The organism is Rhodococcus sp. AD45-ID, from assembly GCF_003023755.1.
GTDB classification, from domain to species: Bacteria; Actinomycetota; Actinomycetes; order Mycobacteriales; family Mycobacteriaceae; genus Rhodococcus_F; species Rhodococcus_F globerula.
Map to the genome: position 1 here is coordinate 2,810,433 of NZ_PYHL01000001.1, position 20,806 is coordinate 2,831,238.

The 20,806-nt window shown below is 63.4% G+C and carries 19 protein-coding genes; 9 read left to right on the forward strand and 10 right to left on the reverse strand.

The window, feature by feature from the left end; genetic code table 11:
* Positions 1-5: 5 nt before the first annotated feature.
* Complete coding sequence (locus C7T36_RS12930) at positions 6-2,156, reverse strand: transglycosylase domain-containing protein (protein WP_033237093.1); 2,151 nt, start codon at positions 2,154-2,156, stop codon at positions 6-8.
* Between the two features lie 574 nt (positions 2,157-2,730).
* On the reverse strand, positions 2,731-3,171 hold the full coding sequence (locus C7T36_RS12935) for a DUF5318 family protein (protein ID WP_072782680.1): 441 nt from the start codon (positions 3,169-3,171) through the stop codon (positions 2,731-2,733).
* 128 nt (positions 3,172-3,299) lie between these two features.
* Here C7T36_RS12935 and C7T36_RS12940 point away from each other — a divergent pair, with 128 nt between their 5' ends.
* From C7T36_RS12940 to C7T36_RS12965, 6 genes are all read left to right on the forward strand, one after another.
* Positions 3,300-4,130: a DUF1707 domain-containing protein gene (locus C7T36_RS12940; RefSeq protein WP_045065882.1), complete on the forward strand. Its 831-nt coding sequence runs from the start codon at positions 3,300-3,302 to the stop codon at positions 4,128-4,130.
* A 20-nt stretch (positions 4,131-4,150) separates the two neighbouring features.
* On the forward strand, positions 4,151-4,960 hold the full coding sequence (locus tag C7T36_RS12945; RefSeq protein WP_045065883.1) for a DUF1707 domain-containing protein: 810 nt from the start codon (positions 4,151-4,153) through the stop codon (positions 4,958-4,960).
* A 9-nt stretch (positions 4,961-4,969) separates the two neighbouring features.
* Complete coding sequence (locus tag C7T36_RS12950; RefSeq protein ID WP_045065885.1) at positions 4,970-5,740, forward strand: DUF1707 domain-containing protein; 771 nt, start codon at positions 4,970-4,972, stop codon at positions 5,738-5,740.
* Positions 5,741-5,854: 114 nt separating this feature from the next.
* Entirely contained in the window at positions 5,855-6,418 is a 564-nt protein-coding gene (locus tag C7T36_RS12955) for a PadR family transcriptional regulator (RefSeq protein WP_033237088.1), read from the forward strand.
* Positions 6,411-7,514 (forward strand): inositol-3-phosphate synthase, encoded by a 1,104-nt coding sequence (locus C7T36_RS12960; RefSeq protein WP_033237087.1) that lies wholly within the window; start codon positions 6,411-6,413, stop codon positions 7,512-7,514. Before C7T36_RS12955 ends, C7T36_RS12960 begins: the two co-directional genes overlap by 8 nt.
* Positions 7,515-7,703: 189 nt before the next feature.
* Positions 7,704-8,720 carry an isopenicillin N synthase family oxygenase gene (locus C7T36_RS12965; RefSeq protein WP_045065888.1) on the forward strand — a complete coding sequence of 339 codons (1,017 nt, stop codon included), beginning with the start codon at positions 7,704-7,706 and terminating at the stop codon, positions 8,718-8,720.
* Positions 8,721-8,755: 35 nt separating this feature from the next.
* Here C7T36_RS12965 and C7T36_RS12970 read toward each other — a convergent pair whose 3' ends face one another.
* Both C7T36_RS12970 and C7T36_RS12975 read right to left on the reverse strand, forming a co-directional pair.
* A complete protein-coding gene (locus C7T36_RS12970; protein ID WP_045065890.1) occupies positions 8,756-10,876 on the reverse strand; it encodes an NAD(P)/FAD-dependent oxidoreductase in 2,121 nt (706 codons plus the stop codon).
* Between the two features lie 41 nt (positions 10,877-10,917).
* Positions 10,918-12,312 carry a PLP-dependent aminotransferase family protein gene (locus C7T36_RS12975; protein ID WP_045065893.1) on the reverse strand — a complete coding sequence of 465 codons (1,395 nt, stop codon included), beginning with the start codon at positions 12,310-12,312 and terminating at the stop codon, positions 10,918-10,920.
* Between the two features lie 84 nt (positions 12,313-12,396).
* Here C7T36_RS12975 and C7T36_RS12980 point away from each other — a divergent pair, with 84 nt between their 5' ends.
* Positions 12,397-13,074, forward strand: a complete 678-nt coding sequence (locus C7T36_RS12980; protein ID WP_045065895.1) for a pyridoxamine 5'-phosphate oxidase family protein — start codon at positions 12,397-12,399, stop codon at positions 13,072-13,074.
* A gap of 11 nt (positions 13,075-13,085) precedes the next feature.
* On the opposite strand, the gene C7T36_RS12985 is transcribed toward C7T36_RS12980, so the two are convergent.
* On the reverse strand, positions 13,086-13,943 hold the full coding sequence (locus C7T36_RS12985) for a slipin family protein (protein ID WP_084702564.1): 858 nt from the start codon (positions 13,941-13,943) through the stop codon (positions 13,086-13,088).
* Complete coding sequence (locus C7T36_RS12990) at positions 13,940-14,410, reverse strand: NfeD family protein (protein WP_033237083.1); 471 nt, start codon at positions 14,408-14,410, stop codon at positions 13,940-13,942. Before C7T36_RS12990 ends, C7T36_RS12985 begins: the two co-directional genes overlap by 4 nt.
* A gap of 327 nt (positions 14,411-14,737) precedes the next feature.
* Between C7T36_RS12990 and C7T36_RS12995 the strand changes: the two genes are divergently transcribed.
* Positions 14,738-16,006, forward strand: coding sequence for a reverse transcriptase family protein (locus C7T36_RS12995; protein WP_084702567.1), 1,269 nt, complete (start codon positions 14,738-14,740; stop codon positions 16,004-16,006).
* 10 nt (positions 16,007-16,016) lie between these two features.
* Here C7T36_RS12995 and C7T36_RS13000 read toward each other — a convergent pair whose 3' ends face one another.
* Genes C7T36_RS13000 through C7T36_RS13015 form a run of 4 tightly spaced genes read right to left on the reverse strand, consistent with a single transcriptional unit; the run spans position 16,017 to position 19,946 of the window.
* Entirely contained in the window at positions 16,017-17,270 is a 1,254-nt protein-coding gene (locus C7T36_RS13000) for an FAD-dependent oxidoreductase (protein WP_045066809.1), read from the reverse strand.
* A gap of 11 nt (positions 17,271-17,281) precedes the next feature.
* A complete protein-coding gene (locus tag C7T36_RS13005) occupies positions 17,282-17,980 on the reverse strand; it encodes a maleylpyruvate isomerase family mycothiol-dependent enzyme (protein WP_045065898.1) in 699 nt (232 codons plus the stop codon).
* Positions 17,977-18,813 (reverse strand): fumarylacetoacetate hydrolase family protein, encoded by an 837-nt coding sequence (locus C7T36_RS13010; protein ID WP_045065901.1) that lies wholly within the window; start codon positions 18,811-18,813, stop codon positions 17,977-17,979. The genes C7T36_RS13005 and C7T36_RS13010 overlap by 4 nt, the downstream gene beginning before the upstream one ends.
* Positions 18,810-19,946 carry a cupin domain-containing protein gene (locus C7T36_RS13015; RefSeq protein ID WP_045065903.1) on the reverse strand — a complete coding sequence of 379 codons (1,137 nt, stop codon included), beginning with the start codon at positions 19,944-19,946 and terminating at the stop codon, positions 18,810-18,812. Before C7T36_RS13015 ends, C7T36_RS13010 begins: the two co-directional genes overlap by 4 nt.
* A 57-nt stretch (positions 19,947-20,003) precedes the next feature.
* Between C7T36_RS13015 and C7T36_RS13020 the strand changes: the two genes are divergently transcribed.
* Positions 20,004-20,771, forward strand: a complete 768-nt coding sequence (locus C7T36_RS13020; protein WP_045065905.1) for an IclR family transcriptional regulator — start codon at positions 20,004-20,006, stop codon at positions 20,769-20,771.
* The last annotated feature ends 35 nt before the right edge of the window (positions 20,772-20,806 follow it).

The following is a 20,806-nucleotide window of genomic DNA, read 5'->3' on the forward strand; positions in this document are numbered from 1 at the left end:
CCGCCTTAGCGGCCGGGACTGACACCCGCCGGAGCCTCTTCCGTCGTGGTGACGGCGCCCGGTTCCTCGGTTTCCGTGGTCGGCCTCGAGATTCCCGGAATCGGAATCGTGATGCCCGGCAGGATCTCCACGTCCGTCGTGGTCACGACAACCGGCGGCGCCGTAGTCGTGCTGGGCTCTGCCGTGGTTGTCGGCGGCGCCGACGTCTTCGGAGCAGCGGGAGCCGTGTACTCGGGAACACCACCGGCCTGGCCGTTGATCTTGCCCGGCTTGGGGAACGTCTCGTTGTCCGTACCGTCCAACGCACCGTCCATCGTGTCCTTCCAGATATCGGAAGGTAGCCCGGAACCGTAGATCAATCCGCCGTTCGAGTTGGTGATCGCCTGGCCGTCCGCGGTACCGACCCACACAGCAGTCGACAGCGACGGCGTGTAGCCGACCATCCAGGCGTCCTTGTTCTGACCGGTGTCACCGAGCTGAGCGGTACCCGTCTTCGATGCGGACAGACGTCCACCGGCCAGGTTGTGCCCACGTGAGTACGCCGCAATGGGCTGCATCGCGGCAGTCACGTTGTCCGCGACAGCCGGATCGATCCGCTGCTCACCGGTCGGCGTACCACGGTCCAGGAGAACCGTTCCGTCTGCGGCAACAACCTTCTCCACGAAGTGCGGAGCGTGGAACGTGCCTGACGCCGCGAGAGTTGCATACGCCGACGCCATATCCAGTACCCGAGACTGGTACTGACCCAACACGATTCCGTTGTTCGGGCCGGAACCGTCGGGCTCGGTCAGCGACTCGCCGATACCCGGAATGTTCTCCGGGATACCTGCCTTGTGCGCGATGTCCGCAATTTCCTGCGGTCCGTTGCCGTCGAGGCTGAGCATCTGACGGTAGAAGCTGGTGTTCAGCGAACGCTTGAGAGCCTCTGCGATGGTGCAGGTTCCACAGCTTTCACCTTCGACGTTGCCGATCGAGATGCCGTTGATCGTCAGCGGCGAGCTGTCGTACATCTGTGAGAGCGGAATTCCCTGGTCGAGCGCTGCCGCCAGACCGAAAACCTTGAACGACGAACCGGTCTGCAAGCCGGCATTTGCGTAGTCGAAGCCGATTCCGTCGTCGCCGCCGTAGTACGCGCGGACGCCTCCGGTACGTGGATCGACGGAAACAACGGCGGTCCGAAGCTCCTCGTTCTCACCCTCCATATTGGTGCGCACGGCGTCCATCGCCGCGGCCTGAGCCTGCGGATCGATAGTCGTAGTGATCTGCAGGCCTTCGGTATTGAGCGACTGCTCAGTGATCCCGGCATCCGCGATCTCGCGGAGTACTTGGTTCTTGATCAGGCCCTCGGGCCCCGTTGTACCCTGACTTCCGTTCTCCACCTGGGAAAGTGGAATGAAACCTGGGTACTTCATGGGCGCACGGGCGGCTTGATCCAGCGTCCCCGCGGACACCATGCCGTCGAGCACATAGTTCCAACGCGATTCCGCGCCAGTCGGATTGGTCTCCGGATCGAGAAGCGACGGCAGCTGGATCGACGACGCCAGGACGGCGCCTTCCTCGACGGTCAGCTGGTCGACAGGCTTACCGAAATACGCGTTCGACGCGGCTTCGATGCCGTACGCACCACGACCGAAGTAAATGGTGTTCAGGTACGCGGCAAGAATGTCGTCCTTGGACCACTCGTTTGCCATCTTCGACGAGATGACAAGTTCCTTCATCTTTCGCGTCAGCGAACGCTCCGAACCGACAACCGCCGTCTTCACGTACTGCTGCGTGATCGTCGATCCACCACCCGCACTGTCTCGGCCGAGGACATTGTCACGGGCCGCGCGTGCGAAACCGGAAATCGAGAATCCGGGGTTCGTGTAGAAATCCCGGTCCTCGGCAGCAAGCACTGCGTTACGCACGTGCACCGGAATCTGATCGAGCGCCACCTCGCGACGGTTGCCTTCTTCCGGCGGAACAACGGTACTGAGCACCGAACTTCCGTCCGACGCGTAAATCGTCGCAACCTGATTGGTCGGGAGGTCGCCGGGTTTCGGTACGTCCTGCACGATGTACGCCGCCATGAAGGCCAGCACCGGCAGCACCAGGCCGAGCGCCACCAACACGTACGCCGAGCGGCGAACTGTGCGCCACTTCGACTTCTTCTTCACTGCTTTCTGTCCCTTCGGGGGCTCTCCACCATTGCCGTCGCCACCACCGGGACCGCCTGTCGGCGGCTTCGTCGGCGGGGGTCCAGCGGGCGGACGGGAACCGGCATCAGTGCGAGGCAGTGCCGCAGCGGCTGCGACGCGCTGTGTGGGTTCGGCGCCCGGTGCCGGTCGATTCTGGGGTGCGCCTTGCTGCGGACGGCCCTGCTGCGGGCCTTGCGGCGGCGGGCCCATCGGGCGGCCCTGCGGCGGGCGTCCTTGCTGGGGCCCTTGCGGGGGTGGGCCCATCGGTCGGCCCTGCGGGGGCGGGCCCATCGGGCGACCCTGCTGCGGCGGGCCCATCGGGCGTCCCTGCTGAGGCGGGCGTCCTTGCGGCGGCGGGCCCATCGGGCGGCCCTGCGGCGGACCTTGAGGCGGACGGCCTTGCGGGGGGCGCCCCTGCGGCGGACCGCTCGGACCACCTGGTCCCGAGGGACGGTCGCCGGGGGTGTTGTCGGGGGAACTCACGAAATCAAATCTCCAGTGGTCATGGACCGATCACATGGGACTTCGATCGGGCCCTTTTTCGGGTGTGGCGTTACTCGCTGGCGGTGCGCCGGCTCGCAGACTGCGTTCGTCTGCTCGGTGGACGTGCTCTCCGCGGTCGCGGCGGCGCAGGCACTGCGCCGAGCACATAGGACTGCACCAAGTGGTTCCAGCTGCAGGAACGGCACACTTCTACGTCGTGCACCGTGAACTCCTCTGCTGTCTCCGCAAGCCGAGCGAGCTCGTCCGTCGTTCGGGCTGATCCCGAAACCTGGCCGAGCTTCTCGCCGAACACCCAGGACACGAGCGTCAACTGTTCCTTACGGCAGATGGGGCAGAGAACGTCACTGCCCCGGCCGTGGAACTTCGCGGCTCTGAGTAGGTAGGGATCGGCGTCGCATACCTGCTTGACGCCAGTCCTACCCGCAGACACTTCGGCCAGCACAGACCGACGCGCGAGCGCGTAGTCCACAACTTGCCGCTGTATCCGCACTTGACCAGAGTACGTGCGTCCAACCGGTCACGGACGGTTCGGGAGGGTCACGATGAACACATTTTGTGGTCCGGAGGCATGGCGACCAGCCATTACGATCACTTCCTGTGAAGTCATCCCGTTCCCCGATGACGCGTGCTCGTGATCTCGATCGCGTCGAAACGTGCAATGTGTTGGACGCCGCGTACGCCGAAGGGCAGTTGAGCGCGGAGGACTACTTCGACCGGACCGAGAAGGCGAGGTCCGCGAAGACCCTGCTCGAGCTCGCGCGCCTGGTCAACGATCTGCAGGTGCCGAAGATCGATACCACAACGGCACCTCGGACGTCGGTGACGCGCAAGGCTGTGTACATCGGTGGCGCTGGTCTGATCGTCGTCGGCGCCGTCGCCGCTGTGGCCTGGAGTCGCTCACCGTTGACGCCTTCGGATCACATCACCGCCAGTTATGCCAGCAGCACTTCGCTCGCGCCACCGTTGCCGACCACCACCCTGCCGACCGTCGAACCGATCCTGATCGCACACATCGACACGTTGACTCCCGAGGGTATCGGCGCATTTATCGAGAGGTATCGCGACGAGTTCGGCGACATGTTCATCGATGGCGCCAGCTTCCACGGCGACCACTCTCTGGTGAGCCGGGCGGTCCCCGATGCTCCAACTCTCACCGAGTCCATCAGTTTTCGCGACGGCTTCGAGCGAAATGTGACATCCATTCCGCGGCGAACGGGCCAGCCGACCTTCGACCTCGGTTCCATCCAGATCGACAAGCTCGCGCCGTACATGGTGAACATCGGCGGCTACATCAATGTGCCGGACGCCGCGATCACGCACTTGATCGTGGACGTGAACTACGGCGTACCGAAGATCAGGATCTACGGCGAGAACGGACTTGGCCACAAAGGTCGCATCGAGGTCACGCCATGGGGCGAGATCGCTCGTTCGTACCCGTACGAGAACTAGGGTGGGTGGGTGAGCGGGACATGACTACTAACTCTTCACGTACGCGAGCGCGTGACGTCGATCGTTCCGATACCTGCGCTGTGCTCGATGCCGCCCTGTCCGACGGCCAGATCACAGTCGACGAGCACGCGACCCGAACGGCGTCGGCCATGACCGCGACCACGCTCGGACAGCTCGACCTATTGGTCCACGATCTGCAGAAAGTGACGCTGCGGAACGCCGTCGCGAAAGTTCGTCGTATCGACAAGATCTGGTACGTCGCGGCCGCGTCGGTTGTCTTCTCGGCCATGGTCGGCTTCCTCACCTTGTCTGCCGACGATTCGTCCACGGCGCCGTTGCCGGTTACAGCCCAGGGGGCCGAACCACTTGCCCCCATCGTGAGTTCGACGCTGAACACGGTCACCGCAAGCGGAATACGGGAGTTCATAACCCGGTACAGCAACAAGTACGGCACGACGGTGATCGATTCTGCGAACTTCTTCGACGACCATGCAAGCGTCACTCGCGCAGCCGCTATCTCGCCAACTTTGCAGGAGGACATCGACTTTCGAGGCGGTTTCACACCACGCGACAGCACGTCGACTCGAGCGGCCAGCACTGTCACCTTCGACCTCGCTGCCGTCGACATCGACAAACTCGCCGGATATCTGGCAGGAGCGTCCGCAAATCTCAACGTCCCCGACGCCGAGATCACTCACATCAGCATGAGTTCGTCGAGCCAGGATCCACGCATTTCCATCTACGCCAGCAACGACGACGGCGCGAGCGGCTCGATGGAGTTGACCCCGGATGGCCGCCCGATCCGCTTGGCTCCCTTCACTCCTCGATAGGCCCCGGACATGCCGAACGATCTGACCAGGACCACCCGTGCTCGCAATGCCGATCGCGAGGCCACTTGCGCAGTGCTGGACTCCGCCTTCGCCGACGGGCAACTCACCGCGACCGAACACGATGAACTGACCGAACTCGCCGCGGTTGCAGTGACTCTCGGCGATCTCGAAGATTTGACGTCCGATCTGCAGACCGAAGCGTCTCTGCCTGTTCTCCGGAAAGAACCTTCGCTCGACACGCGTTGGATCGCCCTTGCGATCATCGCTCTGTCACTGGTCTCGGCTATCGGTTTCGGAATCAAATACGCCGCGTCCGACGCCACGATCTTCTCGAGCCCCGAGCCACAGTTGCACACCGTCGACGGCCTGGGTGCGATGTTCCGTGCCATCGAAACGGAGTACGGCAGCGGACTGGTCGACGAGATGACCATCTATCCCACTTACGCACGCGTAACGCGCGCCGATCCTGCCGCACCTCGCAAGGCCCTCGACAGCTACTACCGAGGCGACCTCGAGGACACGACTTCGGGAGGATCGCGCGAACCCGACGTGGCACAGATCGACGTCACACAGCTCGATCCTCGCATCGTGATCGCCCTGCTCGACGGCGCCGGAACCACGACGTCGGTGCAAAATCCGTCCACTCGGTACGTCTCTGTCGACGGCACCGAAACTGTGCCGACCATCGAGATTCACGTCCGCAACGACCTCGACGAAAGCGGGTCCCTGACCGCTGCCCTCGATGGGGAAATCATGTCGATCAACCCGTTCACCCCCTGATCTAGCCGTGACACCTTGGTACACGTATCGGGCCGCAGTATGGTTTTATATATCGGCGCGATATAGTTGGGTATCGCATCAAGCGGTTAGATCCACAGACTCGGGAGGTGTCACTTGCTCGAACTCGCAATTCTCGGGCTACTCCTCGAGTCACCGATGCACGGATACGAGCTGCGTAAGCGGCTCACCGGTCTGCTCGGCGCATTCCGTGCGTTCTCGTACGGATCGCTGTACCCGGCACTACGGCGCATGCAGGCCGACGGCTTGATCTCGGAAGACATCGACAACACCACCGGCCCACTCAAGCGTCGGGCCCGTCGCGTCTACCAGCTCACCCCGGAAGGCCGGCAAAGGTTCACTGAATTGGTTGCCGACACGGGACCGCAGAACTACACCGACGACGGCTTCGGCGTTCACCTTGCCTTCTTCAGCCGCACCCCCGCAGAAGCGCGGATGCGGATCCTGGAAGGCAGACGACGCCAAGTCGAAGAGCGCCGCGAAGGCCTTCGCGACGCCGTCGGCCGGGCCAGCGGATCGCTGGACCGATATACCCGCCAGCTCCACCAGCTCGGACTCGAGTCGAGTGAACGCGAAGTGCGTTGGCTCAACGAATTGATCGCAGCCGAGCAATCGATACCAGGAACATCCAAGAAAGAAGGAGAGCCCGACCATGGGTGAGAACAGCACCGCGGTGCGCGTAGCAATTGTGGGCGTGGGTAACTGTGCCTCGTCCCTGGTTCAGGGCGTCCACTACTACAAGGATGCAGACGAGACCGGCACCGTTCCCGGCCTCATGCACGTCAAGTTCGGTAAGTACCACGTCCGCGACGTGCAGTTCGTCGCTGCTTTCGACGTGGACGCCAAGAAGGTCGGCTTCGACCTCTCCGAGGCAATCCTCGCCAGCGAGAACAACACCATGAAGATCGCTGACGTCCCGCCGCTCGACATCCCCGTCCAGCGCGGCCCGACACTCGACGGCATCGGCAAGTACTACGCCGAGACCATCGAACTGTCCGACGCCGAGCCCGTCGACGTAGTCCAGGCACTCAAGGACGCCAAGGTAGACGTCCTCGTGTCCTACCTGCCCGTCGGCTCCGAAGCCGCTGACAAGTTCTACGCACAGTGCTGCATCGACGCGGGCGTCGCGTTCGTCAACGCGCTTCCCGTGTTCATCGCCTCCGACCCGGAGTGGGCTGCCAAGTTCAAGGACGCCGGCGTCCCGATCGTCGGTGACGACATCAAGAGCCAGGTCGGCGCCACCATCACCCACCGCGTGATGGCGAAGCTGTTCGAAGACCGTGGCGTCGTGCTCGACCGCACGTACCAGCTCAACGTCGGCGGCAACATGGACTTCAAGAACATGCTCGAGCGCGATCGCCTGGAGTCCAAGAAGGTCTCCAAGACTCAGGCCGTCACGTCGAACCTCACCGGCTCCCTCGCCGGCAAGGTCCACGACCGCAACGTCCACATCGGTCCCTCGGACTACGTGGAGTGGCTCGACGACCGCAAGTGGGCATACGTGCGCCTCGAAGGCCGTGCCTTCGGTGACGCTCCCCTCAACCTGGAGTACAAGCTCGAGGTCTGGGATTCGCCCAACTCCGCAGGCATCATCATCGACGCCGTCCGCGCAGCCAAGATCGCCAAGGACCGCGGCATCGGTGGACCGGTTTACCCGGCATCCGCTTACCTGATGAAGTCCCCGCCGGTTCAGATGGCCGACGACAAGGCTCGCACCGAGCTCGAAGCGTTCATCATCGGAGCCGATGAGGCGTAGGTCTTTTCAGCTCACACGGATTCGGGGTCTTGCGCCACTGGCGCAGGGCCCCGATTTCTGTTTCCCGCAGGGCGTTTCCGCAGCCGCGCGGCTGATCACGCCTGCGGATGCGGAATCGCCGCGCGGGGCCAGGTGCCGGGCTGCGTGGAATGATGGACGGTAAGGACCATCACACGAATCGAGGACCCCATGTCGATTGCGTCCCTGCCTGTTCTCGACCTCGCACTGGCGGAGAATCCCGAGACTGCCGAGCAGTTCCGGACTCAGCTCCGCGACGCGACCCACGACATGGGCTTTTTCTACCTCGTCGGCCATGGAATTCCCGACGCTTTGCAACGACGCCTCCTCACGGTCGCTCGCGAGTTCTTTGCTCTCCCTTTGACGGAGAAGCTGGCGATCGAGAATCTGCGCAGCCCACACTTTCGTGGATACACACGCCTGGGCGGTGAACTCACCGAAGGTAAGCAGGACTGGCGTGAGCAGATCGACATCGGCGCCGAGCAACCTGCTGCCACGCGGACTGCCACGTCGCCGGACTGGGAGATCCTGCAGGGGCCCAATCAATGGCCAGACGCCCTTCCCGAATTACGCGAAGTCATCACCGAATGGAATGACGAACTCACCGGCGTCGCATTGCGACTGCTCCGGGAGTGGGCTGTCGCTCTGGGGCAGGATCCGCACATTTTCGATGCCGCGTTTGCGAAGGATCCGTCGATCCTGATCAAAGTGGTGCGCTATCCAGGCCGCCCGAAGGACGCGGGAACTCAGGGAGTCGGCGGCCACAAGGACGCCGGCGTACTGACCCTGCTGTACGTCGAACCCGGCAAAGCCGGCCTGCAGGTGGAGCACGACGGTGACTGGATCGACGCACCGCCACTCGAAGGCGCGCTGGTGGTCAACATCGGCGAACTACTCGAGGTCGCAACGGGCGGATATCTGAAAGCCACTGTGCACCGGGTTATTTCACCGGAAGGCGCGGGCGAGCGAATCTCCGTGCCGTTCTTCTTCAATCCGAACTACGCCACCCAGGTCCCGGAGTTCGATCTCCCACCGGAATTGGCGAAGCACGCTACCGGCGTCACCGTCGATGCGAACAACCCGATCCACGATTCCTATGGCGCCAACGCGCTCAAGAGTCGCTTGCGGGCGCATCCCGATGTTGCCGCACGATGGTGGCCGGACATTGTTGCTGTGCGCCTTTATTAACCGCCCGCGGTTAATAAAGGCGCACAGCAGAGGGCTCAGATATCCATCGCAGCTTTCCACGCGGTGTGCATGGCACCCTCGATGTAGTCGACCTCGGAGGCGTCACCGACAACACGTACGTCGGCCACCACACCTGCCAATGCGTCGGCCAGCGGCGCCTGAGCCGACACACCCGAGGCGACGACAACCATGTCGGCCGGAGCTGTCAGTGTCTTGTCACCGGAACGGAATTCGACGTGTTCCTTGGTGATTCGCTGCACCGTCGAATTGCGGTGAATGTTCACACCCACATGCTTGGCGTGGCGCACAGCGGTCCAGCGGCGCGGCATCGCCATCGGAATGCCCAACTGCTGGCCTTCTTCGATCAGCGTCACGTTGCGACCGCGCTCGGCCAGGAACTCCGCAAGTTCGAGCCCGACAAGCGAACCGCCGATGACCACGACGTTCTTGCCCATGGGCAGGAACTTGCGGGTCACCGCACGAATCGCGGCGGGGCTCTTGGTGATTCCGGAGAGCTTGCCCAGCTTGGCCATCGTCCGCAGGAACGGCGGAACCTGCGAGGTGTCGCCGGCACCGGTCATCAAGGCGCGCAACGTATCACCGGTGTGCACGTGCGGCAGGTCGCCGCCGGGAACGGACGGACGGTCACGAACAGCGCCGGTGGCCACCACAACCACGTCGGCGCCCAGAGCCTTGATCGAAGCGACCGTGGCCTCGGTGTTCAGCCGGATATCGACGCCCAGACGCGAGGTTTCCACCTTGAGCCAATCCAGCAGACGACCGTTGTCCGGCGTCGTGAGGCTCGAGAACCAGAGCGTGCCACCGAGCCGATCTGCCTTGTCCACCACGGTGACTCGATGTCCGCGTTCACTGGCGACTCGCGCGGTCTCGAGGCCACCTGGTCCGGCACCGACAATCACGACGTGCTTGGGTGTCGTCGACTTGACGAAAGGTACGAGCGCCTCGTTGCCGAGCGCCGGGTTGACAGCGCACAGCGGGGTCTCGTCCCAGAAGTTCTCCTGCACGCAGACGTAGCAATTGATGCAAGGCCGAACCCGCTCGGGTGTCCCGTCTTTGAGTTTGTTCACCAACTGTGGGTCTGCCAGGAGCTGACGGCCCATTGCGGCGAAGTCCGTGCGTCCTTCCGCGATCATCTTCTCGCCGACCTCGGGGAGCATACGTCCGACGGTGATCACGGGGATCGATATCGCCTGCTTGATTCGCGTTGCATTGTCGGTGTAATAGCCGACCTTGTCTGGCAGGGGGCCGTCTGTGAAGTTGGCAAAAGCATTCAGTGCGGTACCGGTGACGTGGATGGCGTCAGCGCCGGCCTCTTCGAACATCTTGGCGGCAGCAACAGCCTCGTCGACGGTTAGCCCGTCGGTTTCGCCGTACTCTTGACCGGCCAGACGCACGATGACGGCAAGCGAACCGCCGACCTCCGCCTTGACTGCGCGAATAACTTCACAGGCCAGGCGAGCCCGATTCTCCATCGAACCGCCGTACTCGTCGCTGCGCTGATTCGTGTACCGACTCAGGAACGCTCCGAGGACGTAGTTGTGGGCGCAGTGAATCTCGACTGCGTCGCCGCCCGCCGCCTTCACCCGTCCGGCAGCCTCGGCGAACATGCGGACCAGCCAATCAAGATCTTCCTGGTCGGCCTCGTGGTAGGTCGCCCTCTTGCCCTCGTTGATGGCAGCCATCTTGCCCAGTTCTTCGGGTGTGCAATCGGCCATCGCACTCATGTCACCCGGCGGCTTCGGCATGGACGGCACCAGCTGCGGTCGGCCGTCGAGGGTGTCGATTCGCGCGACCTTGCCGTGGTGCGTCATCTGCACACACAGCTTGCTGCCGGCGTCGTGCACCGCGTCGGCCAATGCCTTGAGTCCGGGGATGAACCGGTCTTCCGAGAGCCCCGGTTCCTTGCGGCTGGTGCAGCCCAACGGATACGCAACAGCGCAGCAGCCGGTGATGATCAGCCCGGTTCCACCGGCCGCACGCGCCACGAAATGGTCGATGTCGCCCGTCTCGATTTCACCGTCTTCGCAGAGGTTCATGTCCATGGCGGGCAGAACAACGCGGTTGGGCACGGTGATGGGACCGATGGTCCCGGGTGCGAGCAAGTGCGGGAAGGTCTGGTTGCGGATCACGAGCAAACGCTAGAACCGAGAGCCGCACCTCGGGGCGCCGTTCCCGATCAACGGGATTCAACGCCGTGATCTGCGAGACAGTTAGCGATCACCTCGAGTGCATATTCCAGGTCGCGTGCGTCCACTCTGCCGTATCCGATCACGAGTCCGCCCGGGTTTTTGTGACTGCGCGCAGACTCCGTCAGAGTCGGTACCTCCACTCCGTATTCGAGCGCATGACGTGCGACGGTCTCGGCCAGATCCGCATCCAACACCAGCGTCGTGTGCATGCCGGCTCCCAGCCCGCGCAGTTCCCCGAAGCGGGACAGCGCAGCGTGTACCAACCGATCGCGCTCCCGATATCGCCGACGCGCAGCCCGTACCGTTCTGTCCCATTCACCGTCCCGCAGGAGTGAAAGCAGAGCCCGTTGCAGCGGAAGAGACGGGAAATCCCCGATGCGAACCCGATGCGCCGCAATTCGACGGGCAAGCTCTTCCGGCGCAACCAACCAACCCAGCCGAATTCCGGCGCCGAGCGTCTTGGCGACCGTACCCAGATACACCACCCGATCCGGCGCGAGTTGCGCCAGCGCCGGCAAAGGCGCTACGTCGTAACGGAATTCGGAGTCGTAGTCGTCCTCGAAGAGGAGGACGTCCCGAGCCCGTGCAAAGTCGATCAACTGATTTCGCCGACTCACCGGCAAAAGCCCACCGGTCGGATACTGATGTGACGGGGTCACGTACACACCACGAACATTCCGGGGCGCCGATTCCAGCTCATCGACGCAAAGTCCGTGTGCATCTACCGGCACGTCGAGCAGTGACCATCCGGTGGCAAGCGCCGCCGTCGACGCGCTTCGATAGCCCGGATCTTCCATTGCCAGTACAGCGTTGGGGGAGCGCAGCGCTGACAACGCCAGTCCGAGGCCGTGTGTAGCCCCGGAGGTAATGACGATGCGCTCGGGTTCGACGGCCATGCCGCGAGCCCGGCCCAACAGTTGCGACAGCGCAGAGCGCAATTCGACGTCGCCCGCCGGGTCAGGATCTCCGAAAGGTGGTGGCATGGAACCGACATCTCGCCAGGCCCGACGCCAGGCCGCACTCGCCCGCGGCGGAGTCCATGGCACTCCGGGGCGCAATTGAACCTGCGGCGGTGCGGGAGCGACTACCTTTGTAGGCTTGGGAGTAGACAGCACAACGGATGAGGGAGCTTCTGCCACAAAGGTTCCCGAGCCGCGCACCGCTACGAGCCAGCCCTCGGCAATCAGTTGCTCGTAGGCTCGTTCCACCACGGCGCGGGCAACGCCGAGTTCGGCAGCCAGTTTCCGCGAACTCGGCAGCCGCAAACCCACCACTGCCGATCCACCGCGAATGTCTGCTCGCAGGTGATCGGCAACCTGGATCGGCAGCGGTCGCCGATCGGTCCGGTCGAGCACCACCGCTACCGCCGAGGGCAGAAGCATCGTTTCCCTTTCCCTAAGTGGCCTACCAAAGTGCCCACAAATTGGACCATGACGCAAAGCCACTTGGCTAGGAGTATTGCTCACATGACACACACCGTCGCACTCGCCCCACTGTCCCCAACAGCACGTACAACCCATAAGCGCGCGCGTCATCACGGTGTCACCGATCGAGCAGCGCTCTTCGACGTCCTGCGCTCCGCCAAGCTGTGCCACTTGGGCGTGTCCACCGACGGTGTGCCTCTCGTGCTGCCGACGGCGTACGGATTTAATCCCGAGGGCCCGGATCAAGACGGCACCCTCTACCTGCACGGTTCGGTAGCGTCACGTAGCCTCGCGCCCGACGGCGAGATCTGCGTAACCGTCACAGTGCTCGACGGACTTGTTCTGGCGCGCTCCGGCTTTCACCATTCGATGAACTACCGCAGCGCCGTGATTCTCGGTCGACCCCGGATCGTCACGGACCCGGACGAACGGCTCAGTGCACTGAATTTGATTGTCGATCAAGTAGTTCCCGACCGTTCCGGACACCTGCGGGCGTCAACACGCAAGGAACTGGCGGCAACAGTGGTGCTTGCACTGCCCCTGTTCGAGGCGTCGGTGAAGGCACGCACCGGCGGCCCCGGCGACGACGACGCAGATATCGGCGTCGAAAAGGTCTGGGCCGGTGTCATTCCGGCATCCGTACAGTTCGGTGAACCCATCCGAGCCGAAGACCTCGATGCGGATATCACGCTGCCGGAACATGTCTCGGCAATGATGTAGTCGAAGCAACGCTACCGCGGGATCGGCGGCGACAACGGCGGGCGAATATCCAGACCATTAGGTCGCGGCTCGGAAGCCACCGGCGTGGCCGATCCGGACTCGTCCTGCTTGTCCTCGCCCCGGTTCCCCAGGAACGGACGAACCAGGTCGAGGGGCAGCGGGAATACGACGGTCGAATTGTTCTCGGCCCCAATCGCGTGCAGCGTCTGCAGGTAACGCAATTGCAGGGTGGTCGGGTTGCGGCTGATCACGTCGGCTGCGTCGGCGAGCGTAGCCGACGCCTGGAATTCGGCTTGCGCGTTGATGATCTTGGCTCGCCGTTCTCGTTCGGCCTCCGCTTGACGGGCGATGGCGCGCTGCATGTTGGCTGGAATCTCGACGTCCTTGATCTCCACCGTGGTGACCTTGACTCCCCACGGTTCCGTCTGTTGATCGATCACTTTCTGCAGGTCTTCGTTGAGACGTTCACGTTCGGAGAGCAAGGCGTCGAGGTCGGCCTTGCCGAGGATCGACCGCAGAGTTGTCTGCGCAATCTGCGACGTAGCTGCCAGGAAATCTTCGACCTCGACGATTGCGCGATCGGCATCGACCACTCGAAAATAGGTGACGGCTGTGACTTTTGCCGGCACGTTGTCGCGCGTAATGACTTCCTGCACCGGAATTTTCAGTGTCACGGTCCGTAGGCCGACCCGCTCCATCCGATCAATTGCCGGAATGAGGATTACCAGACCCGGCCCCTTCAACGCGATCAACCGTCCGAGCCGGAACACCACTGCACGCTCGTACTCTCGCAAGACCCGAATCGACATGCCGACCAGCGTCACGAGAAGCAGAACAACGATGCACAGGGAAATGAGAATGGTGGTCATAGCAACTCCCACGGTTCACGACGGCGCACTGTCAGGGTCAGACCCCGGACCTGCTCCACTACGACAGGATCGCCGGCCTTCGGAACAGAATCGTCACTGAACCCGAAATCCATTCGGGCGTTCCACAATCCACCCGCAGCCTCGACCTGTCCGCGCGAGCCGTCCCAACTGCGAACCGTCGCATCGGATCCGATCAGCGATTCCACTCCGGTACGCACAGGTGCATGCCGGGCGGTCAGAACTTTCCGGCTCGCCACCGCGGTAACACCCAGGCCGACCACTGCAACCCCTGCCGTCACCGGAATTGCAATCACCTGGCCCGCATCGCCGGAGGTGAAGAGCAACCAGACACCCGCCCCGATCAGGAGCGCACCAAGACCGCCGAGCACCCCCGCAGTCGGGGCATGTGCCTCGACCACCATCAACAAGACACCCAACAGCAGGGCCGCGATACCCAATGTCGTCATCACTCGTCTCCACGCTCACGAGGACTCGGTCGCGTCGCGTAGCCATCGTGCGATCGGGCCCTCGACATCAACGGTAATCACGTTTGTCCGGATCTGCCACAACCTGAAGTGATCCACGTGACAGATACCGGACGGTCTGCCATTGTGAAGGCATGCGGCGGCGCGTGGGTGAGAGTTGGTCCACGCGACCAGTCTCAGGGGTAACCCCTGGGTCGGCCAGAAGAATTGGATACTGCGTCCGACGGCATTCGGCACGCTCCGCGTGCTCCCCGCCGCCCCGGACAAAGGATTTGGTCACCCCGCGCCGCCGCATCCCGGATATACATCATGAGTGACTTCGAACTCGATGCCGAATTGGCGCGTCGGCTGGCAGACGCAGCCGACGACGCACCGTGGACCGTCGGCGGCCTCGAAGAGGCATTCGCAACCGTCTTCGGTGTTTCCCCGACACTCCTGGCGGTCCGAGTCCTCGATCTCATGCCCGCCCCACCGTTCGAACCGCAGACTCTGTACCGATTGCTTCGCGAACTACCTCGCCTGCGGCCTGTTCCTCTCTCACTGGACACCAATGAATCTTCGGTGTGGCGGTTCGACGTTCCCCGCTACAACACCAGTGCCGACCTGGCCCGCTCCCTCGATCTCACAATCTCGGAACTCGAGTGGTTCGCCGATCGCGGTGAATGGCTACGCACGAAACCCTTGCCGCTGCGCCACTACCGGCCCATGCAGATCAGCAAGAAGGCCGGCGCGCGACTACTCGAGATACCCAAACCAAGGCTGCGCGAAATTCAGCGGAAGATCCTGCGCCGCATACTCGATCAAGTACCAGCACACGACGCGGCACACGGATTTGTCCGTGGTCGAAGTCCCTTGACATTTGCAGCGCCGCACGCACAGTCGGAAATCGTGATCGGTGTGGACCTCGCTCAGTTCTTCCCGTCCATCACCGGCGACCGTGTTCACGCGATCTTCACCGCCCTCGGCTACCCGCCCGCCGTCGCCGGAGTTCTCACCGGATTGTGCACTGTTGCAACACCTGCCGATACCCTGCGCGGAGTGCCATACGCACAGGCGTCACAGTTGCGAACGGCGCACCTGCCTCAGGGTGCGCCGACGTCGCCTGCGCTCGCGAATCTTGTAGCGCGGGGGCTCGATATCCGGTTGAGTGGGCTGGCGAAGACGAACTGGCTCACCTACACCCGCTACGCCGACGACCTGGCGTTCTCCGGGATCGAAGTGACTGACGTCGGCACCCTCCTGTGGACGGTCGAACAGATCGCCGGAGACGAAGGGTTCGCCGTCCATCCACGGAAGACAAAAGTGATGCGTCCACATCGACGCCAGCACCTCACCGGACTGGTCATCAACAACCAACCGTCGTATCCGCGTGACGAATACGACCGATTACGCGCCCTGCTCCACAACGCTGCCAATACCTCTGCCCAGGAACAGAATCGAGAGAGGATCGCGAACTTTCGCGCTCACATCTACGGCCGGATCGCGCACATCGGCGAAACCAGCCCTACGCGCCGACGCACGTTGTTGCGGTTGGCCGACCGTGTCGATTGGGGCGCCGAGATTCACGAGTCGGACTGACCCATGAATTTCAGCGATTCGCGACCAACTCGGCGGCCGAGGCCAGAGGGACGATCGGATACAGCGGCGGCTCGTCCTCGGGCACCAGGGCGGTCGGCCCGTAAATCCAGTCGGTGTAGGTGTAGTCCTGTGTGCCGCGAGCTCGCAGCAACAGATTTCGCTGCTGCCGTTCCTCTCCGTCGAGGTGCCACAACTCGCCCCAGACGCGTGCCGTCGTCAGTACCCGGCGGCAGTGCTCAGGGCGAACGGCCTCATAGGCCGCGAGGGCTGCGTCCCAGTCGATCACGCCGTCGGCACTCCGCAGACGAGCAACGTGTTCAGCGAGTACCCAGCCGTCTTCGATCGCCATGATCGCGCCCTGTGCCATGTACTGCAGCGGCGGGTGCGCCGCATCTCCGAGCAAAGCGATCCGGCCCGAAACCCACGTCATGATCGGGTCTCGATCGTACATCCGCCACCACTTGTCACGCCACATGAACGGGATACCCTCGCGCACCTCCGAACAAGAATCAGCGAATGCCGCGTCGAGTTCATCAGGTGTGCCCCAGTCCTCCTCACCTGCAATTGCTTTGGGTGACTCGAAGACGGCAACCTGGTTGAGCATCTCGCCGCCGCGCAGACCGTAGTGCACAAAGTGATGCCCTGGCCCGACGTAGACCACGACCTCCGACAGATCGACGGGACGGTCGGCCAAATCCGCTACCGGCACCGTGCCACGGTAAGCGACGTAGGCGGACGACACAGGTTCGTCGTCGATCAACAGTTTGCGTGCAACCGAGTGCAGACCGTCAGCCGCGATGACCACACCGGCCTCGTGCACTTCACCACTCGAAAGACGCACCTGCGCACCGGTATCGGAGTTTTCGTAGGCAACGGCCTTGGCGTCGGTGACAAGTTCGACTCCGGCACGCTCGCACGCACGCAGGAACAGTCCGTGCAAGTCGCTGCGGTGGATGACCAGGTACGGAAACCCGTATCGGCGTTCGAGATCGGTCAGGTCCAGCTTTGTCAGCTCCGACGCGTCGACAGCGTCACGCATCACCATCGACGTGGGCACAACCCCAAGGCTTTTGGCCTCGTCCAGTAGGCCGTACTCGTTCAAGATGCGGGTGCAGTTCGGTGCGAGCTGCAGGCCGGCGCCGACCTCACCGAACTCGGCGGACCGCTCGAGCACTCGCACGGTAAGACCCTGGCGCGTCAGGGCAAATGCAGCGCTGAGGCCGCCGATGCCGCCACCGACAACAATGACGTCAGGTGTGTTCATGATTGCTCCGTTCACAGCCACGCCGGCAGTGCCGGCACAGGAGATCCGTCATTGGTCGACAAATCGTGAGGGCGGCCGCTCAGATAGGCGACCAGGTCGGCAAGCGGACCGGCGACGCTAACCGGTGCATCCGCGCCGGGGAGGTTCCAGGCCACCGAAGCGTCGGTGGATTCGATCCGAAGCGCCACGCCAGGCACCGCGCCGCGCTTGCCCACGATGTCATTGCCAAGTGCCACAAGGAAATCGGCCGGAAGATCGGCGAAGGTGACGCCAGTACCGAGATCAACGGCATGGACGCACACCTCCCGCGCCCGCATCCACGGGATCTCCGTGGCTGGGACGGTCCGACCCTGGGCCGTCACGATCAGCTGGGTCCACTGCTCATCGGAGAGTGACCCCATAGCAGCGTCGAGCTTCTCGGCCGAGGACCGCGGCCACGCAAGCAGAGTGGCCGCCGGCAACTGGGAACCTTCCTCGATACCACGGGCGCGGGCGTCGGAGGAGGCGTACATCGGTGTCTCCTCGCCGGTTTCGGCCCAATGAACGAGGTTACCGAGCGCTTCGGCGTTGGCGGCGACGTGCGCAAGGAGGTGGCGCCGGCTCCAGCCCGGAAGCCCAGACGGCGCAGCCACGCCGGCGTCATCGAGGCCGTCGACGCCGCTCAGGAAGAGCTGCGTTCCGTGCTCCATCCAGCGCCGGGCGTAAGTCATTCCTTCACTACCTTGTTGGTGCACGCACCGAGGCCCGAGATAGCGGTCACGACGGTCTCGCCGCCGAGCAGGTAGACCTTCGGATCGCGAGCATGACCCACGCCTGCGGGTGTTCCGGTTGCGATCATGTCGCCCGGGTTGAGGCGCGTGATGGTCGAGATGTACTTCACGAGCGTGATCGGATCGAAAAGCAGTGTGCCGGTGTCGTCACGCTGCATGACCTCACCGTCGACGGTTGTCGTGACCTCGAGAGCCGGGCGGACTCCGCCGACCTCGTCCGGCGTCACGAGGAACGGCCCAACCGGAGTCGTGGAATCCCAGATCTTGCCCTGGGTCCACTCGATCGTGCGGAACTGCCAGTCGCGCACCGACACATCGTTCATGACGGTGAAACCGGCGATCGCAGCCTCGGCCTGAGTGTCGTCGGCGCGGCGCACCTGCTTGCCGATGACGATGACGAGCTCGACCTCCCAGTCGAAGGCCTCGGTCTCGTCGGGCCGGACGATATCGTCGTTCGCGCCGATCAGGCTGTCGGCGAACTTCGGGAACAGCGTCGGGTACGACGGGAGCTCGCGGCCCATCTCCTTGATGTGATTCGTGTAGTTGTGACCGACGCAAATGACCTTCGACGGCTGCGGAACTACCGGCGCGAAGTCGGCACCTTCGAGCGGGTACGTGGTGGCATCGTCGGCGGACACAGCTTCTGCGCGACGCTTCCAATCCTCGTGGGCAAGAAAGATTCCCAGATCGCTCTCGCCGAGGTCGACCAGGCGGTCGCCGTCGAGCTTGACTGCGCGGGTCGCTGCGCCGATGCGAATTGTCGTGAGCCTCATCGTGAAATCTCCATTCGGTTGAGCTGCAGTGCTTCGAAGACTGGTGCGTCGCCGAAGCGGAAAAGGTCGAGTGCGCCGGAATCCGAGTCCGTTTTTCCCGCTTCGGATTTCGCGGAGAACGGCGTCCAGGACGGAACGACGAAGATGTCGCCGCGCGTCACTGTCCAGGTCCGGTCACCAACCGTCACCGTGCCGGAACCGTCGAACACCTGGTAGACGCTCGAACCGGTCTCTTTCACTGGAGCGGTTTCGGCGCCGCGGACGATGCGGTGGAACTCGGTGCGCATCGTCGGCAGGACGTCGCCGCCCGTGTGCGGGTTGGTGTAGCGAACCGCCGCGTGGCCGGGTTCGACTGTGCCGCCGTAACCTTCGACTTCGATCGCGAGCTGATCGCGCAGTGCGCGGTCGGTGAACTCCCACTTGTACGAGAGTAGTGGGCTGCCGGGAGCGACCTGCGTGGCACTGAGCGGGCGCAGTCCGGGGTGACCCCACAGCCGCTCGGACCGGGAGCGCTCGGGAGTGATGCGCTCGGCGTCACTGATCTCGTCGCGGCCGAACTCGAAGAACTGCGCTTCCGTCAGGTACTGGAACGGGATGTCCAGGCCGTCGATCCACGCCATCGGCTTGTCGGTGGCATTGTGGTGGGCGTGCCAGTTCCAGCCCGCCTGCGGCAGGAAATCGCCGCGGTTCATCGAGACGGCGTCACCGCCGACGACCGTCCAGACGCCGGAGCCTTCGACGACAAATCGGAATGCGTGCTGAGTGTGGCGGTGCTCGGGAGCATCTTCGCCCGGCATCAAGTACTGGATCGCCGCCCACAAGGTGGGGGTGGCGAAGGGTCGGCCACCCAGCGACGGGTTCGCCAGCGCAATCGCACGACGCTCACCGCCGCGGCCGACCGGGACGATCTCGCCGGCTTGCTCGGCAAGGCGTACCAGGTTCTCCCACTTCCACAGGTGCGGGACAGCGCGCGAGCGCGGATGAGCCGGCATGAGATCGCCGATCTCAGTCCACAACGGCACCAACAGTTCTGACTCGAAGCCGCGGTAAAGCTCCTCGAGCGCTGGGGTCACATCCGGCTGGCCTGGCGCGTCGACGGCGTGGAGCCGGACGGGGGAGTCGGTCGAAGTCATGACATAAGAGTGACTGGATTATTCAAGACAGAACACTAGATTCTGCTATACAGAATTATGGAGAAGTCACAGAAGACCCCGCCGGCGTATGCGATCGCCAGCGTCGACCATGCACTGAGATTGGCGACAATCCTGCAATTGGAGGGAAACCTGACCGTCGCGGAAGCGGCAGAGCGACTCGGGGTCGCCAGATCGACAGCACACCGGCTACTGCAAATGCTGGTCTATCGGGACTTCGCGGTGCAGCACCCCGGCCGTCAGTACGGCGCCGGACCAGTCCTGGAACTGGCCGAACACTCGGGCTCCGCGACCTCGTTGCTTCGATCGGCCGCGCTGCCGCACATGGAACTCCTGGTCCAGGCGGTCGGAGAGTCTGCCAACCTGACCATTCGCACCGGCGTCGAGGCCCGGTTCATCGTCTCGGTGGAGTCCGCCCAGGTACTGCGCGTCGGATCACGCGAGGGCATGGTCTTTCCGGCACACCGCCTTTCCGGCGGGTTGCTACTGCTCGCCGAACTCTCCGCCGACGAACTGGGCCAGGCCTACGAGAGCAGGTCAGACGCGGATGTGACCGACCAGCCGGACCTGCCGAAACTGCGTACCGAGCTGGCGCGGATCCACAAGCAAGGGTTTGCGGTCAACCAGGGCCGCTCCGAGCGCGGTGTCGTGGCCGTCGGAGTACCGGTGCGTGATGCCAACGGCAAAGCCCTTGCCGGACTGTCTGTTTCAATCCCCTCCGTGCGCTACGACCGGCAGCAGCTGCCATCCCTGGTAGCGACCCTGCGCATGGCTGCCGATCGCATCGAGGCGGACCTGGCTCACTGAACATCAATTTGATGCATGTTTCTCTATGCAAAATA

What these genes read in the sequence shown, in the direction of transcription:
- C7T36_RS12940 (WP_045065882.1), top strand. Translation starts at nt 3,300, where the DNA reads ATGACGCGTGCTCGTGATCTCGATCGCGTCGAAACGTGCAATGTGTTG.
- C7T36_RS12945 (WP_045065883.1), top strand. Translation starts at nt 4,151, where the DNA reads ATGACTACTAACTCTTCACGTACGCGAGCGCGTGACGTCGATCGTTCC.
- C7T36_RS12950 (WP_045065885.1), top strand. Translation starts at nt 4,970, where the DNA reads ATGCCGAACGATCTGACCAGGACCACCCGTGCTCGCAATGCCGATCGC.
- C7T36_RS12960 (WP_033237087.1), top strand. Translation starts at nt 6,411, where the DNA reads ATGGGTGAGAACAGCACCGCGGTGCGCGTAGCAATTGTGGGCGTGGGT.
- C7T36_RS12965 (WP_045065888.1), top strand. Translation starts at nt 7,704, where the DNA reads ATGTCGATTGCGTCCCTGCCTGTTCTCGACCTCGCACTGGCGGAGAAT.
- C7T36_RS12975 (WP_045065893.1), bottom strand. Translation starts at nt 12,312, where the DNA reads ATGCTTCTGCCCTCGGCGGTAGCGGTGGTGCTCGACCGGACCGATCGG.
- C7T36_RS12980 (WP_045065895.1), top strand. Translation starts at nt 12,397, where the DNA reads ATGACACACACCGTCGCACTCGCCCCACTGTCCCCAACAGCACGTACA.
- C7T36_RS12985 (WP_084702564.1), bottom strand. Translation starts at nt 13,943, where the DNA reads ATGACCACCATTCTCATTTCCCTGTGCATCGTTGTTCTGCTTCTCGTG.
- C7T36_RS12990 (WP_033237083.1), bottom strand. Translation starts at nt 14,410, where the DNA reads ATGACGACATTGGGTATCGCGGCCCTGCTGTTGGGTGTCTTGTTGATG.
- C7T36_RS12995 (WP_084702567.1), top strand. Translation starts at nt 14,738, where the DNA reads ATGAGTGACTTCGAACTCGATGCCGAATTGGCGCGTCGGCTGGCAGAC.
- C7T36_RS13000 (WP_045066809.1), bottom strand. Translation starts at nt 17,270, where the DNA reads ATGAACACACCTGACGTCATTGTTGTCGGTGGCGGCATCGGCGGCCTC.
- C7T36_RS13005 (WP_045065898.1), bottom strand. Translation starts at nt 17,980, where the DNA reads ATGACTTACGCCCGGCGCTGGATGGAGCACGGAACGCAGCTCTTCCTG.
- C7T36_RS13010 (WP_045065901.1), bottom strand. Translation starts at nt 18,813, where the DNA reads ATGAGGCTCACGACAATTCGCATCGGCGCAGCGACCCGCGCAGTCAAG.
- C7T36_RS13015 (WP_045065903.1), bottom strand. Translation starts at nt 19,946, where the DNA reads ATGACTTCGACCGACTCCCCCGTCCGGCTCCACGCCGTCGACGCGCCA.
- C7T36_RS13020 (WP_045065905.1), top strand. Translation starts at nt 20,004, where the DNA reads ATGGAGAAGTCACAGAAGACCCCGCCGGCGTATGCGATCGCCAGCGTC.